14 protein-coding genes are annotated in these 14,579 nt (G+C 62.3%); 8 read left to right on the forward strand and 6 right to left on the reverse strand.

Annotated elements, in window-relative coordinates; all coding sequences use genetic code 11:
• Window positions 1-160: 160 nt before the first annotated feature.
• The gene (gene ptsP, locus TFU_RS13760) at window positions 161-1,858 is read right to left on the reverse strand and encodes a phosphoenolpyruvate--protein phosphotransferase (protein WP_011293188.1); all 1,698 of its coding nucleotides are present in this window, start codon (window positions 1,856-1,858) and stop codon (window positions 161-163) included.
• Between the two features lie 281 nt (window positions 1,859-2,139).
• Here ptsP and TFU_RS13765 point away from each other — a divergent pair, with 281 nt between their 5' ends.
• Window positions 2,140-2,703, forward strand: a complete 564-nt coding sequence (locus tag TFU_RS13765; protein WP_011293189.1) for a superoxide dismutase family protein — start codon at window positions 2,140-2,142, stop codon at window positions 2,701-2,703.
• A 30-nt stretch (window positions 2,704-2,733) separates the two neighbouring features.
• Here TFU_RS13765 and TFU_RS13770 read toward each other — a convergent pair whose 3' ends face one another.
• Entirely contained in the window at window positions 2,734-3,891 is a 1,158-nt protein-coding gene (locus TFU_RS13770; RefSeq protein WP_011293190.1) for a carbohydrate kinase family protein, read from the reverse strand.
• Between the two features lie 136 nt (window positions 3,892-4,027).
• Between TFU_RS13770 and TFU_RS13775 the strand changes: the two genes are divergently transcribed.
• Window positions 4,028-5,410 (forward strand): 6-phospho-beta-glucosidase, encoded by a 1,383-nt coding sequence (locus TFU_RS13775; RefSeq protein WP_011293191.1) that lies wholly within the window; start codon window positions 4,028-4,030, stop codon window positions 5,408-5,410.
• A 180-nt stretch (window positions 5,411-5,590) separates the two neighbouring features.
• Here the strand turns inward: TFU_RS13775 and TFU_RS13780 are convergent, their stop codons facing one another.
• Window positions 5,591-5,938 carry a hypothetical protein gene (locus TFU_RS13780; RefSeq protein WP_011293192.1) on the reverse strand — a complete coding sequence of 116 codons (348 nt, stop codon included), beginning with the start codon at window positions 5,936-5,938 and terminating at the stop codon, window positions 5,591-5,593.
• Between the two features lie 117 nt (window positions 5,939-6,055).
• Here TFU_RS13780 and trxA point away from each other — a divergent pair, with 117 nt between their 5' ends.
• Window positions 6,056-6,433: a thioredoxin gene (gene trxA / locus TFU_RS13785; protein ID WP_011293193.1), complete on the forward strand. Its 378-nt coding sequence runs from the start codon at window positions 6,056-6,058 to the stop codon at window positions 6,431-6,433.
• Between the two features lie 202 nt (window positions 6,434-6,635).
• Window positions 6,636-7,682 carry an NAD(P)-dependent alcohol dehydrogenase gene (locus TFU_RS13790; protein WP_011293194.1) on the forward strand — a complete coding sequence of 349 codons (1,047 nt, stop codon included), beginning with the start codon at window positions 6,636-6,638 and terminating at the stop codon, window positions 7,680-7,682.
• Between the two features lie 324 nt (window positions 7,683-8,006).
• On the opposite strand, the gene TFU_RS15605 is transcribed toward TFU_RS13790, so the two are convergent.
• Window positions 8,007-8,447, reverse strand: a complete 441-nt coding sequence (locus tag TFU_RS15605; RefSeq protein ID WP_016189296.1) for a hypothetical protein — start codon at window positions 8,445-8,447, stop codon at window positions 8,007-8,009.
• Between the two features lie 474 nt (window positions 8,448-8,921).
• On the opposite strand from TFU_RS15605, the gene TFU_RS15910 reads away from it, so the two are divergent.
• Together TFU_RS15910 and TFU_RS15915 are read left to right on the forward strand one after the other, a co-directional pair.
• Window positions 8,922-9,887 (forward strand): hypothetical protein, encoded by a 966-nt coding sequence (locus TFU_RS15910; protein ID WP_011293196.1) that lies wholly within the window; start codon window positions 8,922-8,924, stop codon window positions 9,885-9,887.
• Between the two features lie 389 nt (window positions 9,888-10,276).
• Window positions 10,277-11,128 carry a hypothetical protein gene (locus tag TFU_RS15915; RefSeq protein WP_155983553.1) on the forward strand — a complete coding sequence of 284 codons (852 nt, stop codon included), beginning with the start codon at window positions 10,277-10,279 and terminating at the stop codon, window positions 11,126-11,128.
• 34 nt (window positions 11,129-11,162) lie between these two features.
• On the opposite strand, the gene TFU_RS15920 is transcribed toward TFU_RS15915, so the two are convergent.
• Window positions 11,163-11,642, reverse strand: coding sequence for a DUF488 domain-containing protein (locus TFU_RS15920; protein ID WP_011293198.1), 480 nt, complete (start codon window positions 11,640-11,642; stop codon window positions 11,163-11,165).
• 309 nt (window positions 11,643-11,951) lie between these two features.
• The gene (locus TFU_RS13800; protein WP_011293199.1) at window positions 11,952-12,365 is read right to left on the reverse strand and encodes an ATP-binding protein; all 414 of its coding nucleotides are present in this window, start codon (window positions 12,363-12,365) and stop codon (window positions 11,952-11,954) included.
• Between the two features lie 160 nt (window positions 12,366-12,525).
• Here TFU_RS13800 and TFU_RS13805 point away from each other — a divergent pair, with 160 nt between their 5' ends.
• Window positions 12,526-12,834 carry a putative quinol monooxygenase gene (locus tag TFU_RS13805; protein WP_011293200.1) on the forward strand — a complete coding sequence of 103 codons (309 nt, stop codon included), beginning with the start codon at window positions 12,526-12,528 and terminating at the stop codon, window positions 12,832-12,834.
• Window positions 12,831-14,036, forward strand: coding sequence for a helix-turn-helix domain-containing protein (locus TFU_RS13810; protein ID WP_011293201.1), 1,206 nt, complete (start codon window positions 12,831-12,833; stop codon window positions 14,034-14,036). The genes TFU_RS13805 and TFU_RS13810 overlap by 4 nt, the downstream gene beginning before the upstream one ends.
• Window positions 14,037-14,579: the final 543 nt, after the last annotated feature.

The following is a 14,579-nucleotide window of genomic DNA, read 5'->3' on the forward strand; positions in this document are numbered from 1 at the left end:
GACCCACTTCTGGTGTGCGGTTCGCGGATGTTTCGTGAAGCAGCGGAAGGGTTTTGTTCCGCGTCCCGCCGGTGTTTTCCCCGCCCTAATATCGTGACTATTAGCTACAGATTCATTACTTTAAGCAACTGCTGTTGGTAACGTTTTTCCCGCCGCACCGCTAGGCGTCCAGCACCGCGGGATCAACCGCGGCGCGGACCGTCTCCCGCGCCTCGCAGGGCCCGGCAGCGTCCATTGCCAGCGCAGCCAGCTTCCGACAGTCCGCCACCGTGTGCCGGGCCAGCGCCCCGCGCACCACTGGCAAAGCCGCGGCAGCCATCGACAGACTCGTCACCCCGAGCCCCACGAAAACCAAAGCGAGCAGTGGATCAGCCGCAGCCTCCCCGCACACTCCCACCGGCCGTCCCGCCTCCCGGCCTGCCGCCCCGACCCGGCCCACCAGGTGCAGTACCGCGGGCTGCCACGGGTCCAGCAAGTCGGACAGCGCGGGGCGGGTGCGGTCTGCCGCCAGCGTGTACTGGGCGAGGTCGTTCGTGCCGATCGACACGAAATCCACCTCGCGCACAACCCGGTCGGCCAGCAGCGCGGCCGACGGCACCTCAACCATCACCCCGACCTCGGCGATCCCTGCTTCCCGAGCCAAAGCCACGAAATCCGCGGCCTCCTGCGGGGTGGCGACCAGCGGCGCCATCACCCTGACGCGCGTCCGCGTCTCCTGCGCGGCCCGGGCCACCGCGGCAAGCTGCCGGCGCAGCACCTCAGGGGAGGTGCGCACCATGCGGAACCCGCGCACCCCCAACGCCGGATTGGGCTCGTTCTCCTGCGCCAAGAACGCCAGCGGCTTGTCCGCCCCCACATCCAGCGTGCGGACCGTCACCACACGGCCGCCGAACGCGCGGAACACCCGCGCATAGGCGGCGCTCTGCTCCGCACCCGTCGGCTCGGCCACCCGGTCCATGAACAGGAACTCGGTGCGCAGCAGCCCCACGCCCTCGCAGTCGTGCCGGGCCGCGCGTTCCGGATCCTCCCCGCCCAGGTTGAGGAGGAGCTCCACCCGCTGTCCGTCCTTGGTGCGGCCCGGCCCCGTAGCGAGCCCTCTGGCAGCCTGGGGGCGGGAATGCCGCTGGGTCGTGCACTGCTGCGCGGAGGAATGCACCACGACCGTGCCCTGGTCTCCGTCCACCGTGACCGGGGTCCCCTCGCACAACTGGTGCGCCTCAGCACAACCCACCACCGCGGGAATGCCGAGCGAACGGGCCAGGATCGCGGTGTGGTCCGTGGCCCCGCCCACCCGGGTGACGATCGCCAGCACCGTGTCCGCGTCCAACCTGGCCACATCCGCGGGGGCAAGATCGTCAGCGACCAGGACGAACGGGTGCCCCGGGACGGGCGGCCGCGGCATGGGGACATCCAACAGCACCGCTAACGCCCGATTCCGGATGTCACCGAGGTCCGCGGCGCGTCCCGCCACGTACTCCCCTGCACCGCGGAGCAGCTCCTGATAGGAGGCGACCGCCTCGTCGAGCGCCCACTCCGCGGCAAGCCCGTTGCGCACCCGCTCAGCGATCCCCGCAGCGAGTTGCGGGTCGCTGGCCATGAGCGCTTGGGCTTCGAGAATCTCCCGCGCCTCGCCGTCCACCGTGGCGGCTTGGCGGCGGAACTGGTCGGCGACCTGGTGGAGCGCGGCCGTAGCCCGGGCGATCTCCGCGTCAGGATCGGTGACCGCCGGGCGCCGTGGGGGAAGCGTCGGCGGCGCGGCCAGGACCGCAACCGGTCCCGTGGCTTTGCCCGGGCTGGCCGCGACCCCGGTCAGGGTCTGTTCTCCAGCAGCGGGGGAGCACCCCCGGTCCGGTTCCATCCGATCCTCCGTCATCCGTTGCGCACCGCCGTGCGCGCCCCGCAGCCCGCGCGGGCCGCGGCAGCGCAAACCGCCTCCATGGTGGGGCACCTGCCGCTGTTCCGCCAACGGCCCACCATTCCGACAACGGCAGACAACCCTCCACCACCCTGCCTGAAGGGGACCGGCGAAACCACATTGTTCGCTTTCGGAAATCTCGGCATAGTGCGTTCACTCAGGCACATTGAGTAATGTATGCGCCCGAAAGCCGTGAATTACATCACTCCCGGAGAGGAACGGCCATGCGCATCCCGTCGACCGCCATCGGTGTGGCCCTGTCCCTGCTTCTGTTGGCGGGCTGCGGCTCCTCCGAAGAACCCAGACCAGAACCCTCCCACCAAGTCCAGGCGACCTTCGAACCCTGGCGGGAAGGGGCGACCGCCATCACCTACGACGAGGAGAACGTTCCTATCGGAGCCACCGTCGAAGTCACCATCACCCCGATCGACTCCGGCTCCGAGATCATGCTCAGCGTCACCGGACTGGTCGGCGACCGCGACTACGGCGCCCACCTGCACACCAACCCGTGCGGCGAAAACCCGGAAGACGCGGGCCCCCACTACCAGAACGAGCCTGCCCCCGACCCCTCCACGCCCGACCCCGACTACGCCAACCCGGAGAACGAGGCGTGGCTGGACTTCCACACCGACGAGGAAGGCCGCGGCCACTCGCAGACATCAGTGTCGTGGCAGCCCCGCGACGGCGAAGCCAACTCGGTGGTGATCCACGCGGAACGCACCCAGACCGTTCCCGTGCTTGCGGGCACCGCGGGAGAAACCCTCGCCTGCGTCACTATCCCCCAGTGACAGCCGACAGCCGCCAGGCTGCCCCACCGGTCACGGGCGAAGCCCGATCGTGGCGCTAGCCCGGCGCTGCGCGGTGGGCAGCCACGGCAACGGGACAAGATCCCCGAGAAAACCATATTCGCGGGCAAGCCGCTCCCAGCTCTCGTCACGGCGGGACGCGCACACCTGCCCCCACCACGCGGCAATATCCGCCCACCCCGGAGCCGACAGCGACCCCCCGGTGTGCTGCACGGACAGCGCCGCGCACAAGTTAGCGAACCGCAGGCGCTGCTCCAAAGGCCACCCGGCCAGCGTGCCCATGATGAACCCGGCCCCGAACACGTCGCCCGCACCGGTGGTGTCCACGGCATCAATCACGATGCCTTCCACCTCGGCTTCCTCACCCGTGGTCTGGTCAATCGCGATCGCCCCGCGCGGCCCGTCCGTGACCACCGCGACCGGCACGTGCTCGGCGAGCGCCGCCACAGCCAGCGCCGGGCTGCCCGTCCGCGTGTACGCCATCGCCTCGATCGCGTTCGGCATGAACGCGTGACAGTGCCGCAGCTGCTCCAACACGGACGGAGACCAGCGCTGACTATCGTCCCATCCCACATCGGCGAAGATGAGCGTGCCGTTCTTCGCCTGCTCCTGCGCCCACTCCGGTACCCCGTCCTCATTGCTCAAACTGACGAACGCAGCCCGCGCCTGCGGCAAATCGCGCGCCATGTCCTGCAACGGGATCGGTGACGGATGCTCGTGGGTGACCATGCTGCGGTCACCCCGGTAGGCCAGCGACACCGTGAACGGGGAATGCCAGTTGGGAATCCGCCGAGACGCAGACAGATCCACCATCTCCTGGTTCGCCAGCGTCTCCCAGCAGAAGTCGCCGTACACGTCCTCCCCGAACGCTGCCGCCACTGCGGTGCGCAGCCCTAGCCGGGATGCGGCCACCGCCATGTTCGCCACCCCGCCGGGGCAGGACCCCATCCCCTGGGCGCTGACCTCGGTGCCGCTCGCCGGCGGCGAACTCAACCCGGTCAGCACAATGTCGAAGAAGACCGTCCCGCTCAACGCCAAGTCGATGGCGGGTCCGCCGCTCTCCCGGGTCTCCTTCAATACGTCCTTCGGCTCCCCCACCAGAGGAGTGGACTCGAGTTTTCCGTACTGGGATGTCAGCCCTTGGGGGTCCCCTGCTCCGTCCGAGGCCATCGGCGCTCCCTGCGTATCTGGTGCTCAAACCGTAGGTTAACCCTTTTCCCACCCGTGTCGACGCTACGACGGCTCCGCTCCGGCCGAAGCCCACTACCGTGAAGCGCAGCCGCACCCGACAGGGAGGGGAAAAGACGTGCGACTGACCATCCTCGGCGGCGGTGGTTTCCGCGTCCCGCTCATCCACCGCGCCCTGCTCGCCGACGCACGGCACCCGGATCCGCCCATCACCGAGCTCGTGCTGTTCGACACCGCACCGGAGCGGGTGGCGGTGATCCGCACCATCCTGGAACAGCAGCGTGAAGCCCACCGGGCCGTCTACGGCGAACCCCCGCTCACCGTCCGCGTCGCAGACACCCTGGACGAGGCGTTGCGGGGAAGCGCCATCGTCTTCTCCGCGGTCCGTGTCGGCGGCGCCGAAGGCCGGGTCCGCGACGAGCGGGTGGCGCTCGCCGCTGGAGTACTCGGCCAAGAAACCGTGGGCGCGGGCGGGATCAGCTACGGGCTGCGCACCGTGCCGGTGGCCGTGGCCATCGCCCAGCATGTGGCCCGCCTCGCCCCCCAAGCATGGGTGATCAACTTCACCAACCCGGCCGGGCTGATCACCGAGGCGATGACCCAGATCCTCGGCGACCGGATCATCGGTATCTGCGACTCCCCGGTCGGGCTCGGCCGCCGCGCCGCCCGGGCACTGGGCTTGGACCCGGCGCGCGTCCACTTCGACTACGCGGGCCTCAACCACCTCGGATGGCTGCGCGGCCTGCACGCCGACGGCCGCAACCGGCTCCCCGACCTGCTCGCCGACGAGGCCGCGCTGACCTCGTTCGAAGAAGGCCGACTGTTCGGCGCGGCGTGGCTGCGCGCCCTGGGCGCCCTCCCCAACGAGTACCTGCACTACTACTATCTGGCCCGCGAAACCCGCGAAGAGATCGCCCGCACTCTTGCGGCCGGCGGCCACACCCGCGGGGAGCAGCTCGTCGTCCAGCAGAAAGAGTTCTACCGGCTGGCTGCGGCCCGCCCTCGCGACGCCTACGACCTGTGGGAGCAGACCCGTCGGGAGCGGGAAGAGACCTACATGGCCGACAACCGGCGCGCCGCCGGAGGAGTGGAACGCGACGAAGCCGACTTGGACGGCGGCGGCTACGAGCAGGTGGCGCTAGCGGTCATGCGCGCGATCCTCCGCGACGAGCCCGCCCGGCTGATCGTCAACGTCCGCAACCGGGGCGCCCTGCCCGGCGTGGACGCTGACGCAGTCGTGGAAGTGCCCTGCCTGGTCGACGCTTCCGGGGCCCGCCCACTCGCCGTGGACCCGCTCGCCCCGCACCAACTCGCTTTGGTGCACGCGGTCAAAGCCGTGGAACGGGAAGTCCTGCACGCGGTCCGCACCGGTTCACGGACTGCGGCGCTGCGGGCTTTCGCCACCCACCCGCTCGTGGACTCGGTGGCTGTCGCCCAACGCCTCCTCGACGGCTACCTGCAGGCTTTCCCCGAACTGGCCCGCATCCTGCCCGGAGACTAGAAAGTCCTGCCCCGATGCCGTCCCCATCGGGGCAGGACTGTTCCGCAGCCGTGCAGGAGGACGGCCACGGAACAGCGCAAGGGATGACAGAGCACCGGCTGGAGCCCGCGGCTGCTTCAGGGATGTGACACTGCTCGGTTGCAGTCGGGCAAACCCCTGGCCTCCCCGCTTCAGCCCCGGTCACCCTTCCGTGTTGCGCCGGACGAGAGCGACCGCTTCCCGAGCCCGGTACACGTCCATGCCGGTCGCCTCCCGGACCATCTCCACCGCTTCCGCTTCCCGACCTTCCCGTACCAGGTCACGCACTCGGGACAGAATGTGCGGGGCGAGGACGGGTTCGTGACCGGTGCTGTCCTCAACAAGCGGCCAATACCCCCCGATGCCGTTGCCTTCCGGCAGAGGCTCTATGCCGTCCGCGTCGAATGCCCGGCCTCCCCGGTACTCGGCCCCCCAGCGCACGAGCGCTATCCCCACCGCCATCACCAGGACAGCTCCGAGCAGTGAGACCAGCATCAGCAGCATGCTCATACTTCGACACTAAACGTCACCATCCCCACCGTGAGGGATTGGTCGCGGGGCGTCGGAACAAAACAGGACACGTACCGGTTACCCTAATACCCCCAGGGGTATTCAAGGGAAAGGACGGTGTCAGCCATGGCGACGATCGAACTCACCAAGGAGAACTTCAACGAAACCGTGACCGGCTCGGACATGGTGCTCGTCGACTTCTGGGCGAGCTGGTGCGGTCCGTGCCGCATGTTCGCCCCCGTCTACGAACGGGTCGCTGCCCGCCACGACGACATCGTCTTCGGCAAGGTCAACACCGAAACCGAACAGGAGCTCGCCGCAGCGTTCCGCATCTCCTCCATCCCCACCCTCATGGTGATCCGCGAAGGCGTCGTCGTGTTCTCCCAGGCAGGGGCCATTCCCGAGCAGGCCCTGGAAGCCCTGATCGCGGACGCCCGCAAACTGGACATGGACGAGGTGCGGCGCAAGATCGCAGAACAGTCCGCAAAGGCGTGACACGGCCCCACAGCAGAGGCATGCAAGGCCCACCGGTTCCGGTGGGCCTTACGCCTGCACCGGGCAGGCTGAGCGTCTCGAAGACCGCCGCCTTCCTCCCACCTTCCCGCTGACTTTCCGCCCGTTCCTTCCCCCCACCTGCGGGTAGTCGCCCCAATGGGATTGCAATCCCAAGGCGGACCGCTCGCAGAGGAGGAACACCATGCATGCCGTCCAATACCGTGAGGTCGGCCAGCCGCCCCGCGTCGTCGACGTTGACGTGCCCACTCCCGGCCCCGGCCAGATCCTGCTGCGCGTCACCGCCGCGGGAATCTGCCACTCCGACCTCACAGTCATGCACTGGGACGCCAAAACCCTCCCCTACCAGTTGCCGCTCACCCTGGGCCACGAGGGCGCTGGCGTCGTCGAAGCCGTGGGGGAGAACGTGAACGCCGTCTCCGTCGGCGACTCGGTTGTCGTCTACGGACCGTGGGGGTGCGGCACCTGCCACGCCTGCTCGCAAGGCCGGGAGAACTACTGTCCGCGCGCCGCGCGCCTCGGCATCATGCCCCCGGGACTGGGCCGTCCCGGAGCACTAGCGGAATACCTGCTCGTCGACTCGGAGCGGCACGTGGTGCCGATCGGGGACCTCGACCCGGTGAAAACCGTCCCGCTCACGGACGCTGGACTCACCCCGTACCACGCGATCAAACGCTCCATGTCCAAGCTGGAACCGGGCAGTGTCGCGGTGGTCATCGGCGCAGGCGGGCTGGGGCACGTCGGCATCCAACTGCTGCGCCTCATGTCCGCAGCCACCGTGGTGGCCTTGGACATCCGCGAGGAGAGCCGGGAACTGGCGTTGCGCAGCGGAGCGCACCACGCGCTGCCGTCCGACTCCAAAGCCGTGGGCCTGGTGCGGGAGCTGACCGACGGCGCAGGCGCCGACGTGGTGTTCGACTTCGTGGGGGCACAGGTCACCCTCGACCTTGCCGCGCAGATGGCAGGCTTGGACTCCCACATCAACATCATCGGTATCGGCGGTGGGTCGCTGCCGGTGTCGTTCGACTCGCTCCCCTACGGCACCAGGGTGAGCACCAGCTACTGGGGCACCCGCTCCGAGCTGATCGAACTCGTCGAACTCGCCAAACAGGGCGCGATCGACGTGCACGTGGAACGCTACGAGCTTGAGGAAGGCCCCGAGGTGTACAAGCGGATGGAGGCCGGGAAGATCCAGGGTCGCGCGGTGTTGGTGCCCGCCCAGAGGTCGTGACAATCGTTTTGGGGTGGATACCCTCCTGGAAAAGTATCCACCCCAAAGATCTTTTATTACGCAAAACATCCAACGCAGAGCTGATTGACCAGCAATAGCTCAGGAAGTCTCTCTACCGTTCGACATAGTTCCCCGTTGAACGGGGACCACCATCTACCAGGTCGGGATCTTCTTCATATTTTCCACTGCTGCCCAATTCACTCCGCACCTGACGCCAAGCACGAATGATTGGCGGTATTCGTGCCAGGACCTCATTGATCTGCGAGAGTGTCAGAGTGACACAGCCGGAGAAGGCAAGGATAGCGAGAGTCAAGCTGTCCCACTTCACGGCGCTTCCCCGTCCTCAACTGGATGAGAAAGAGTGCGGTATTCACCTTCTTCTACATCGATTCCAAACTCTACCAAAGACTCTAATATGGCATCGGGTCCACAATCGATGTCTGAGAAGTCATGCTTACCGTCGCAACCTTCGGGACATTCCATTTCCTCACAAAGCTCCGGATCAGGAGGCATGGCGTCGTTGATGATCCGATAAGCGAGAGAATTCGCCACAGCGAACCTCGTTGAGATCATTTCCAACGCGAGTTGGAACTTTTTTCTTTGCATAATCTCGTCCTCGTCCTCAACGGAGGCCGGTTGTTCGGGAGCACCGTCCTCAACCCAGGCATAAGCCGACTCCAATTCCATGAACAACCAGGCGGTCTGCGAAGCTCTGAGATCCTTCTCCGTAACGAGGTAGGCTACGGCCTCCGCTGCCCGACGCACCCGCTCAAGCTCAGCGAGATATCGTCCACGCTCTGCAGCCCACGCAGTTGCTTCCTTCCGAGCCTGCTCAGCTTTTCGGACAAGTGCGCTATCACGCAGTTGACGTGCCCGGGCGACCAGATGGGTTAGACAAGGGCGGCATGCAAACAACCCGAATCCTTCAGTCCCCCCGAGCGAGACTGGTGCGCGTCTCCCAAAAGGCTCGTTGCAGAAACAACAGTCCAGGCCAGCCACTTGTCCTGGGGTCGGGACTAGTGGTAACTCCGCACGGATCGTGGCACGGGCATAAGCAGGAATGTGCATACGCGAGCAACCCCTTGAAGCAACAAAGCTAGACGTCACCTTCCATGCTTCGGACATCTCTGGCTGCATGTCGTCATCTGACAGGAAAAGCCAGGAAGTTGACTAAAATTGACGCAATCAGACTGCTTTGTTGGCAAAAGTTGACATTTCCTGCTGCTGGAAGGAGCCCATATGCCGGCAGACGCTACTTCATTCCCTGCTTCCTTGGCACACGAAGAGCTGGTTGAGGCTCTCCAGGAACTGCATAGAGCTACTGGATTGCTGAGCTATCGGAAGATCAGTTCGCTCATCAAGGACCGAGACGATCTCCCAGACAGTGTCAGTCATGAAGGCGTCCGGACTGCTCTCAAAGGAGAACGGAAGCCGCGCTGGGAGACTGTTCGCTCAATCGTTGTCGTGATGGCCGAGCAGTGCACTCCGCCTCGAGACCCCCAGTCCGAGGTGGCACGGTTCCTTCCGCTATGGCGTGCAACACGTCAGGGCGAGGCAGGAGCTTGGAAGTCTGCTCGAGAATTCGATCTCAGCGGCTGGGGCGGCGAGGACGGAAAGTGGACCCCTGAACTAGTTGCTGGACTCATCATCAATCCCTTCAACGCTATTGAAATCCACCCTTCATTGACACTCCCACATGAGCCAATAATTTCTGAAGATGAATGGATTTATTCCGTCAAAAGAATAATTGAAGAAAATGGAGTAGAGTTCGCTCTTCGCGCACTTTCGCGCATACTTAAAGGCGACTATCCAGGAGCAGAGGAAGGAGTACCTTATGGTTACAAGAGCCCCGAGGTTGAGGAAGTATCAGCCATCCAGGCTTTCCGTTACGGATGCTCAGAAATTTTGCGGCGCCTGCGCTCTGAGCCCAACCTTCTCCAAAAATCTGTACATGCCATCAGAACTGATGAGACGATAAGCCAAGAGGAGCGAGCGGAAATACTCCAGGAAGAGTCAGATGTCACTTTGTTGCGAGAGGTGATGACTGTAACTCCCGAAACTTGGCATGAAGTCTCAGAAGAAGCACATCACCTAGTATTCAACTATCTTATTAAAAGAATTGAAACTATCGGCCCCATCAATCTACCCCCAGAGAGTCGCTTTCGAATTATTTGGCGCATCCCTGAAGAGCCCCAGACACCTTAAAATCCAAAAACATTCAGAAAATTGGGAATTAGTAGATCATGGAGCGAAGATTTTTTAATTCCCTGTTTCAAACTTTTCTTTGGGATCGCTGGCGTTGGAGTGCCGCCCCGATCAAGCACCGGGAACGAAGAACTGCGGCTTAGCATCTCGACCACTGGCTTAGCGTGTGGCCATGAGGCTTCCTCACGGAGAGGTACTACTCTCCTCAGTCGTCCAGATAAGACGCAACAACTTTCCAACAGATAGACGACATAAATCCTCATAATAGAAATAATAAAAATTACAAAAAAAGAGGCTTGTTTTTCATATCTGTTTCCCACCCCCTTGCCATGGGTAAAGTTTCTACATCGTGGAGAAATGGTCTTCTCGTCCTCTGTCAAAGGAGTCCTATGCCTCGAGAAGAACAACTGTCCCTTTTCAGCCCCGATCTCGAATCGCCTCCGTTAAAGCCTCCAGGGGATCAACTGGAGCGGATGCGGGTCCTCATTACAGTCAAAGCCGCTCCCACACCGTCAAAAACCTATGGCGAGACAGTCTGCGTCGCGGGTTTGCGCCTCGACCCTGACTGTCAAGGTTGGGTCCGGTTATATCCGATCAACTTTCGGGCACTCGAATCCGAGGACCAGTTTAACAAGTACGATGTGGTGTCTCTGTTCGCGAAACCATCGAGACTCCACGACCAGCGTCCGGAAAGCTGGCGTCCTCGCTTAGATTCCCTAAAAATCGAAAAAAAGCTGAAGGGATGGAAGAAAAGAATCCCCTATATCTCCGGCTTCATCGAGGAGTCCATGTGCCGGATCTACTGGCGGTGTAAAGAGGATCCCCAGGCACGTTCCTTGGCTGCTATCCGCCCGAAACGTATCTACGGTATCGAGGTTGCCCCGCATCCTCCGTGGACCCCTGAGGAGCAGCGGAAAATTGACAAGTATGTCAACCAGCTTGCCCTCGACTCCTCTGCGCCACGAACCGCTCTCGAGGCACCACGGTTCGCAGCGTGGTACCGCTACACCTGCTGGCAGCCAGAGTGTCGAGGCCATCGTCAAAGAATCCTCGACTGGGAACTTGTCGCTTTGCAGCGCCGCTTCCGACCGGCCTCCGACCAAGAACTCACATCGATTATCAAGGAGAAGTTTTTCGAAGAGATGTGTGCACCTACCAAGGACACCGTCTTCTTCGTCGGAAACCAAGCGAAGCGACGACACACTTTTTCTGTTCTCGGCATTTACTACCCCGATCGTTAAAATAGATTCTTATTTGCCGATTACTATCACTTCATCAGGCAGTAGCGAGCTTTCCGATACGATCACGGACTTCCCGGATCGTTACATAGCGGTGGCAGCGCTCTTCACAGGCCTCGAAGCACATCAGAGCAACTGTTCTTGTCATGGCCTGCTCTGCAATCCACTCGATCCACTGCTTTGCTTCATTGTTTTGCATAAGCTTTGAATATGTGGATCGTGCTTCCTCTAGCTCGCGCGGATCTCCAGAGAATCCTGGTCGATTCCACTTCGGATTCCCGAGACAGGAAGCGTGCTTGTACTCGATTCCGACAGCCTTGAGATTCTCACTTAACCTCGTTTTGCTAAGTCCAGGCTTTCGTGATATCGGAGTCTTTCTAATATCAACAAGAAGAGACACTTGGTCTTTTTTCAGTTTTTCTATAAATTGAAAGACATCGAGCCCTTCATAGCCCACTCCAACAACACCACAAGCATCAAACAGAGGAGTATCCGACATTGCCACCTCTCTTGCCAATAACTCCTTAACCCAAGGATATCAGCAATCGAACAACAAAGACACAACTATCCTCAAACTATTTAAAACCAAAGAAGAGAAAGTTTTCCACATGATGTGGAAAACTCTAGCAGTCGAACCACAGTCAATTCCCACCCCATCACTCCCTCTAAAACTGTAACGACAAATTTTAAAGCCCCCAACCAAGACTTTCTCAAACACCATTTCCTTCACCGTATAATTCAAGCTTCCAAACCAAACTGTACCCACAAACAGAAACAGTCATATTTCGACAGAAAAATGAGTTAATTTCCACTGTTCATTCGACCGTCAGATCTCGAACCAGGTTTCTTGGCCGTGCCATCCTTTGCGACTTCCCCAGCGGTCGGCGAGAGCGTCAACGATGAAGAGCCCTCGGCCGTGTTCGTCGTCGGTTTCGGGTTTGGTTACGTGAGGGGTTTGTTGGCGGTTTCCGCTGTCGTGGACGGTGATGCGGACTATTTCGGTACAGGTGTGTTCGACGGTGACGAAAAAGCCGTCGCCGTGTTGGCCGGAGCGGGTGTGTTCGATGGCGTTGGTGGCCAGTTCGCTGGTGAGCAGAATTGCGTCGTCTTGGCGGGGGTGGCTGGGGAGTTCCTCGGCGATGAAGCGACGGACTTGGCTGATGGACCCGGGGCGGCCGGGGAACCAGCGGGCGCGGGCCGACTGTGTCGGATGGAGGGGGTGGGCAGCGTGCAGGCTCATCGCGGTGTGACCTCTCGTGAGACAGCCCATAGCCGACATGAACTGCGCGACTAGTATTTAAAGTACGGCTGGAGTACAATAAGTAAATGTTGTTTGGAATGTGTTTGCCACACGATGAGTACGGACAGCGAAACGCATAGAGTCAGCTAAGGGAGTCGCCGTGTTCGGTCTGGTGGTTAAGTTCGTCCTGAAAGACCAAGCCAGCGCGCAGGGGTTTGATGCGCTTGTGGCCGAGACGTTGCCCAAGATCCGCCAGAGCGAGCCGGGGACCCTGGTCTATGCAGTGCACGAGGTGGACGGTGAGCCGTTGCAGCGGGTCTTCTACGAGCTGTACGCTGACCGGACGGCTTTCGAGACCCACGAAGAGCAGCCGCACGTGATGCGCTTTCTTGAAGAACGCGGCCAGTACCTGGAGTCTTTCACCGTGGACTTCCTGAACCTGCAGGATGCCAAAGGTGTGGCACGGTGAGTACGGAGTATCAGAAAGCGCTGGGCCGCAAGATCGCCCAATACCGGCGCAGACGGGGCCTGTCGCAACGGGAGTTCGCTGCTCTCATCAACCGTTCTGAAGCCTGGGTTTCTCAGGTGGAACGCGGGGTGCGCAAGGTCGACCGGATGTCGGTGCTGGCAGCCGTGGCTGAGGTGTTGGACGTACCGGTTGCGGAACTGGCCGCTGAGGCACCTATCGTCGCGGCCACAGCCAAAGAAACCCCAGACAGTACCCGGCTGCGCCTGGTGCTGAGTGCCGCGCACGCCCTGAATGCGCTCCTCGCTCAGAAGCAACCAGCTGATCTTGCAGAGTTGCGGCCTCGTGTAGAGCAGGCGTGGCAGCTCACCCATAAGGGTCACTACCTGGAGTTGACAGACCTGCTGGAATCCTTGGTGCCTCAACTGGAGACAGCGGCACGATCCGTCGACGACGAGCAGCGCACCGAATGTTTCCGGTTGCTGGCCTCGGTCTACCAGGCGTGTTCGTCGGCGCTCAGCAAGCTGGGCGACTTTGCGGCGGCCTGGGTTGCTGCTGAGCGGGCAATCGTCGCGGCAGAGCGGGCTGATGATCCGCTGTTGATGGCGGCGGGCGAGTTCCGGTTGTGTGTGACCTTTCAGGGGGCCAAACACTTCCACCAGGTCGACACAGTAGCGCGCACCTCAATAGAGGCGCTGTCCTCTCTGGCTTCCAACGACCGTCCAGAGGTGCTATCACTCATGGGAGCGCTGACTCTGCAACGGGCCATTGCCGCCGCCCGCAGCAACGACGCAACCGCCGCATACACACACCTCATCTCAGCACGATCCCTAGCTCAACAACTCGGCGCAGACCGCAACGACTTCCACACCGAGTTCGGCCCAACCAACGTGAGCCTGCATGAAGTATCGGTCGCAGTGGACCTAGGCGATGCCGGAATAGCGCTGCGAGCAGCAGCAACAGTCGATGCTTCAGACCTATCCGCAGAACGGCGAGGACGGTTCCTCATCGACGTCGCACGCGCCCACCTTCAGCGACGCAACCTCGACAAAGCCATCCATACGCTGCACCAAGCAGAATCAATCACACCCGAACAAGTCCACAGCCATCCCCTAGCCCGTCAAGCAATCGGAGACCTCCTCACCATCCAAGACCCCGCCAGCCCAGCACTCCAAGAACTGGCCCGCAGAGCAGGCATGCTTTAGATACTCACAACTCAAAACACCAGGCAGTCACACAAGCACCGGTCAGGGTGTGGCTACCGCCGCACCCCTCCCGCATGCGCGGGGAGCACTCGACACCGATCGTGCCGCCGGCACGCTGACGCGGTCCATCCCCGCATGCGCGGGGAGCACCGAGCCGAGGCGATGCGTTCTCGCACCGAGCCGGGTCCATCCCCGCATGCGCGGGGAGCACACTTAACGACCTGCGACTTTACCGGCCCAAGGCGCCAGTTTCATTCACTTCTTGGAGAAGTGTAGATCGTTGATGGTGGCACTTCGAGCCGAGCTTCTCTGTTTGGGGATCCCTCCGGGTTCCGGCAGCACCACTACGCCGCTTTGACCTGAGCGTCACCGCCAACCCATGAAGGTTTCCTGTTGTTTTCCGCATCACGCTGGGCCATGGAGGCGCTGAACGGGCGGCGACGGTTGGCGGCTCCGTCATCGTCCTTCAAGCAAGGGCGTTGGATCTTCCGGTCCCGTCAGACCCCGAGGAATGCAGACGAGGCCGGCTTCCGAAGCCTGGCC

Source organism: Thermobifida fusca YX (assembly GCF_000012405.1).
GTDB classification, from domain to species: Bacteria; Actinomycetota; Actinomycetes; order Streptosporangiales; family Streptosporangiaceae; genus Thermobifida; species Thermobifida fusca.

Coding starts and splice junctions, on each gene's coding strand:
- TFU_RS13780 (WP_011293192.1), bottom strand. CDS start 5,938: ATGAGCATGCTGCTGATGCTGGTCTCACTGCTCGGAGCTGTCCTGGTG.
- TFU_RS15910 (WP_011293196.1), top strand. CDS start 8,922: ATGCCGGCAGACGCTACTTCATTCCCTGCTTCCTTGGCACACGAAGAG.
- TFU_RS15915 (WP_155983553.1), top strand. CDS start 10,277: ATGCCTCGAGAAGAACAACTGTCCCTTTTCAGCCCCGATCTCGAATCG.
- TFU_RS13790 (WP_011293194.1), top strand. CDS start 6,636: ATGCATGCCGTCCAATACCGTGAGGTCGGCCAGCCGCCCCGCGTCGTC.
- ptsP (WP_011293188.1), bottom strand. CDS start 1,858: ATGGAACCGGACCGGGGGTGCTCCCCCGCTGCTGGAGAACAGACCCTG.
- TFU_RS13765 (WP_011293189.1), top strand. CDS start 2,140: ATGCGCATCCCGTCGACCGCCATCGGTGTGGCCCTGTCCCTGCTTCTG.
- TFU_RS13800 (WP_011293199.1), bottom strand. CDS start 12,365: ATGAGCCTGCACGCTGCCCACCCCCTCCATCCGACACAGTCGGCCCGC.
- TFU_RS13770 (WP_011293190.1), bottom strand. CDS start 3,891: ATGGCCTCGGACGGAGCAGGGGACCCCCAAGGGCTGACATCCCAGTAC.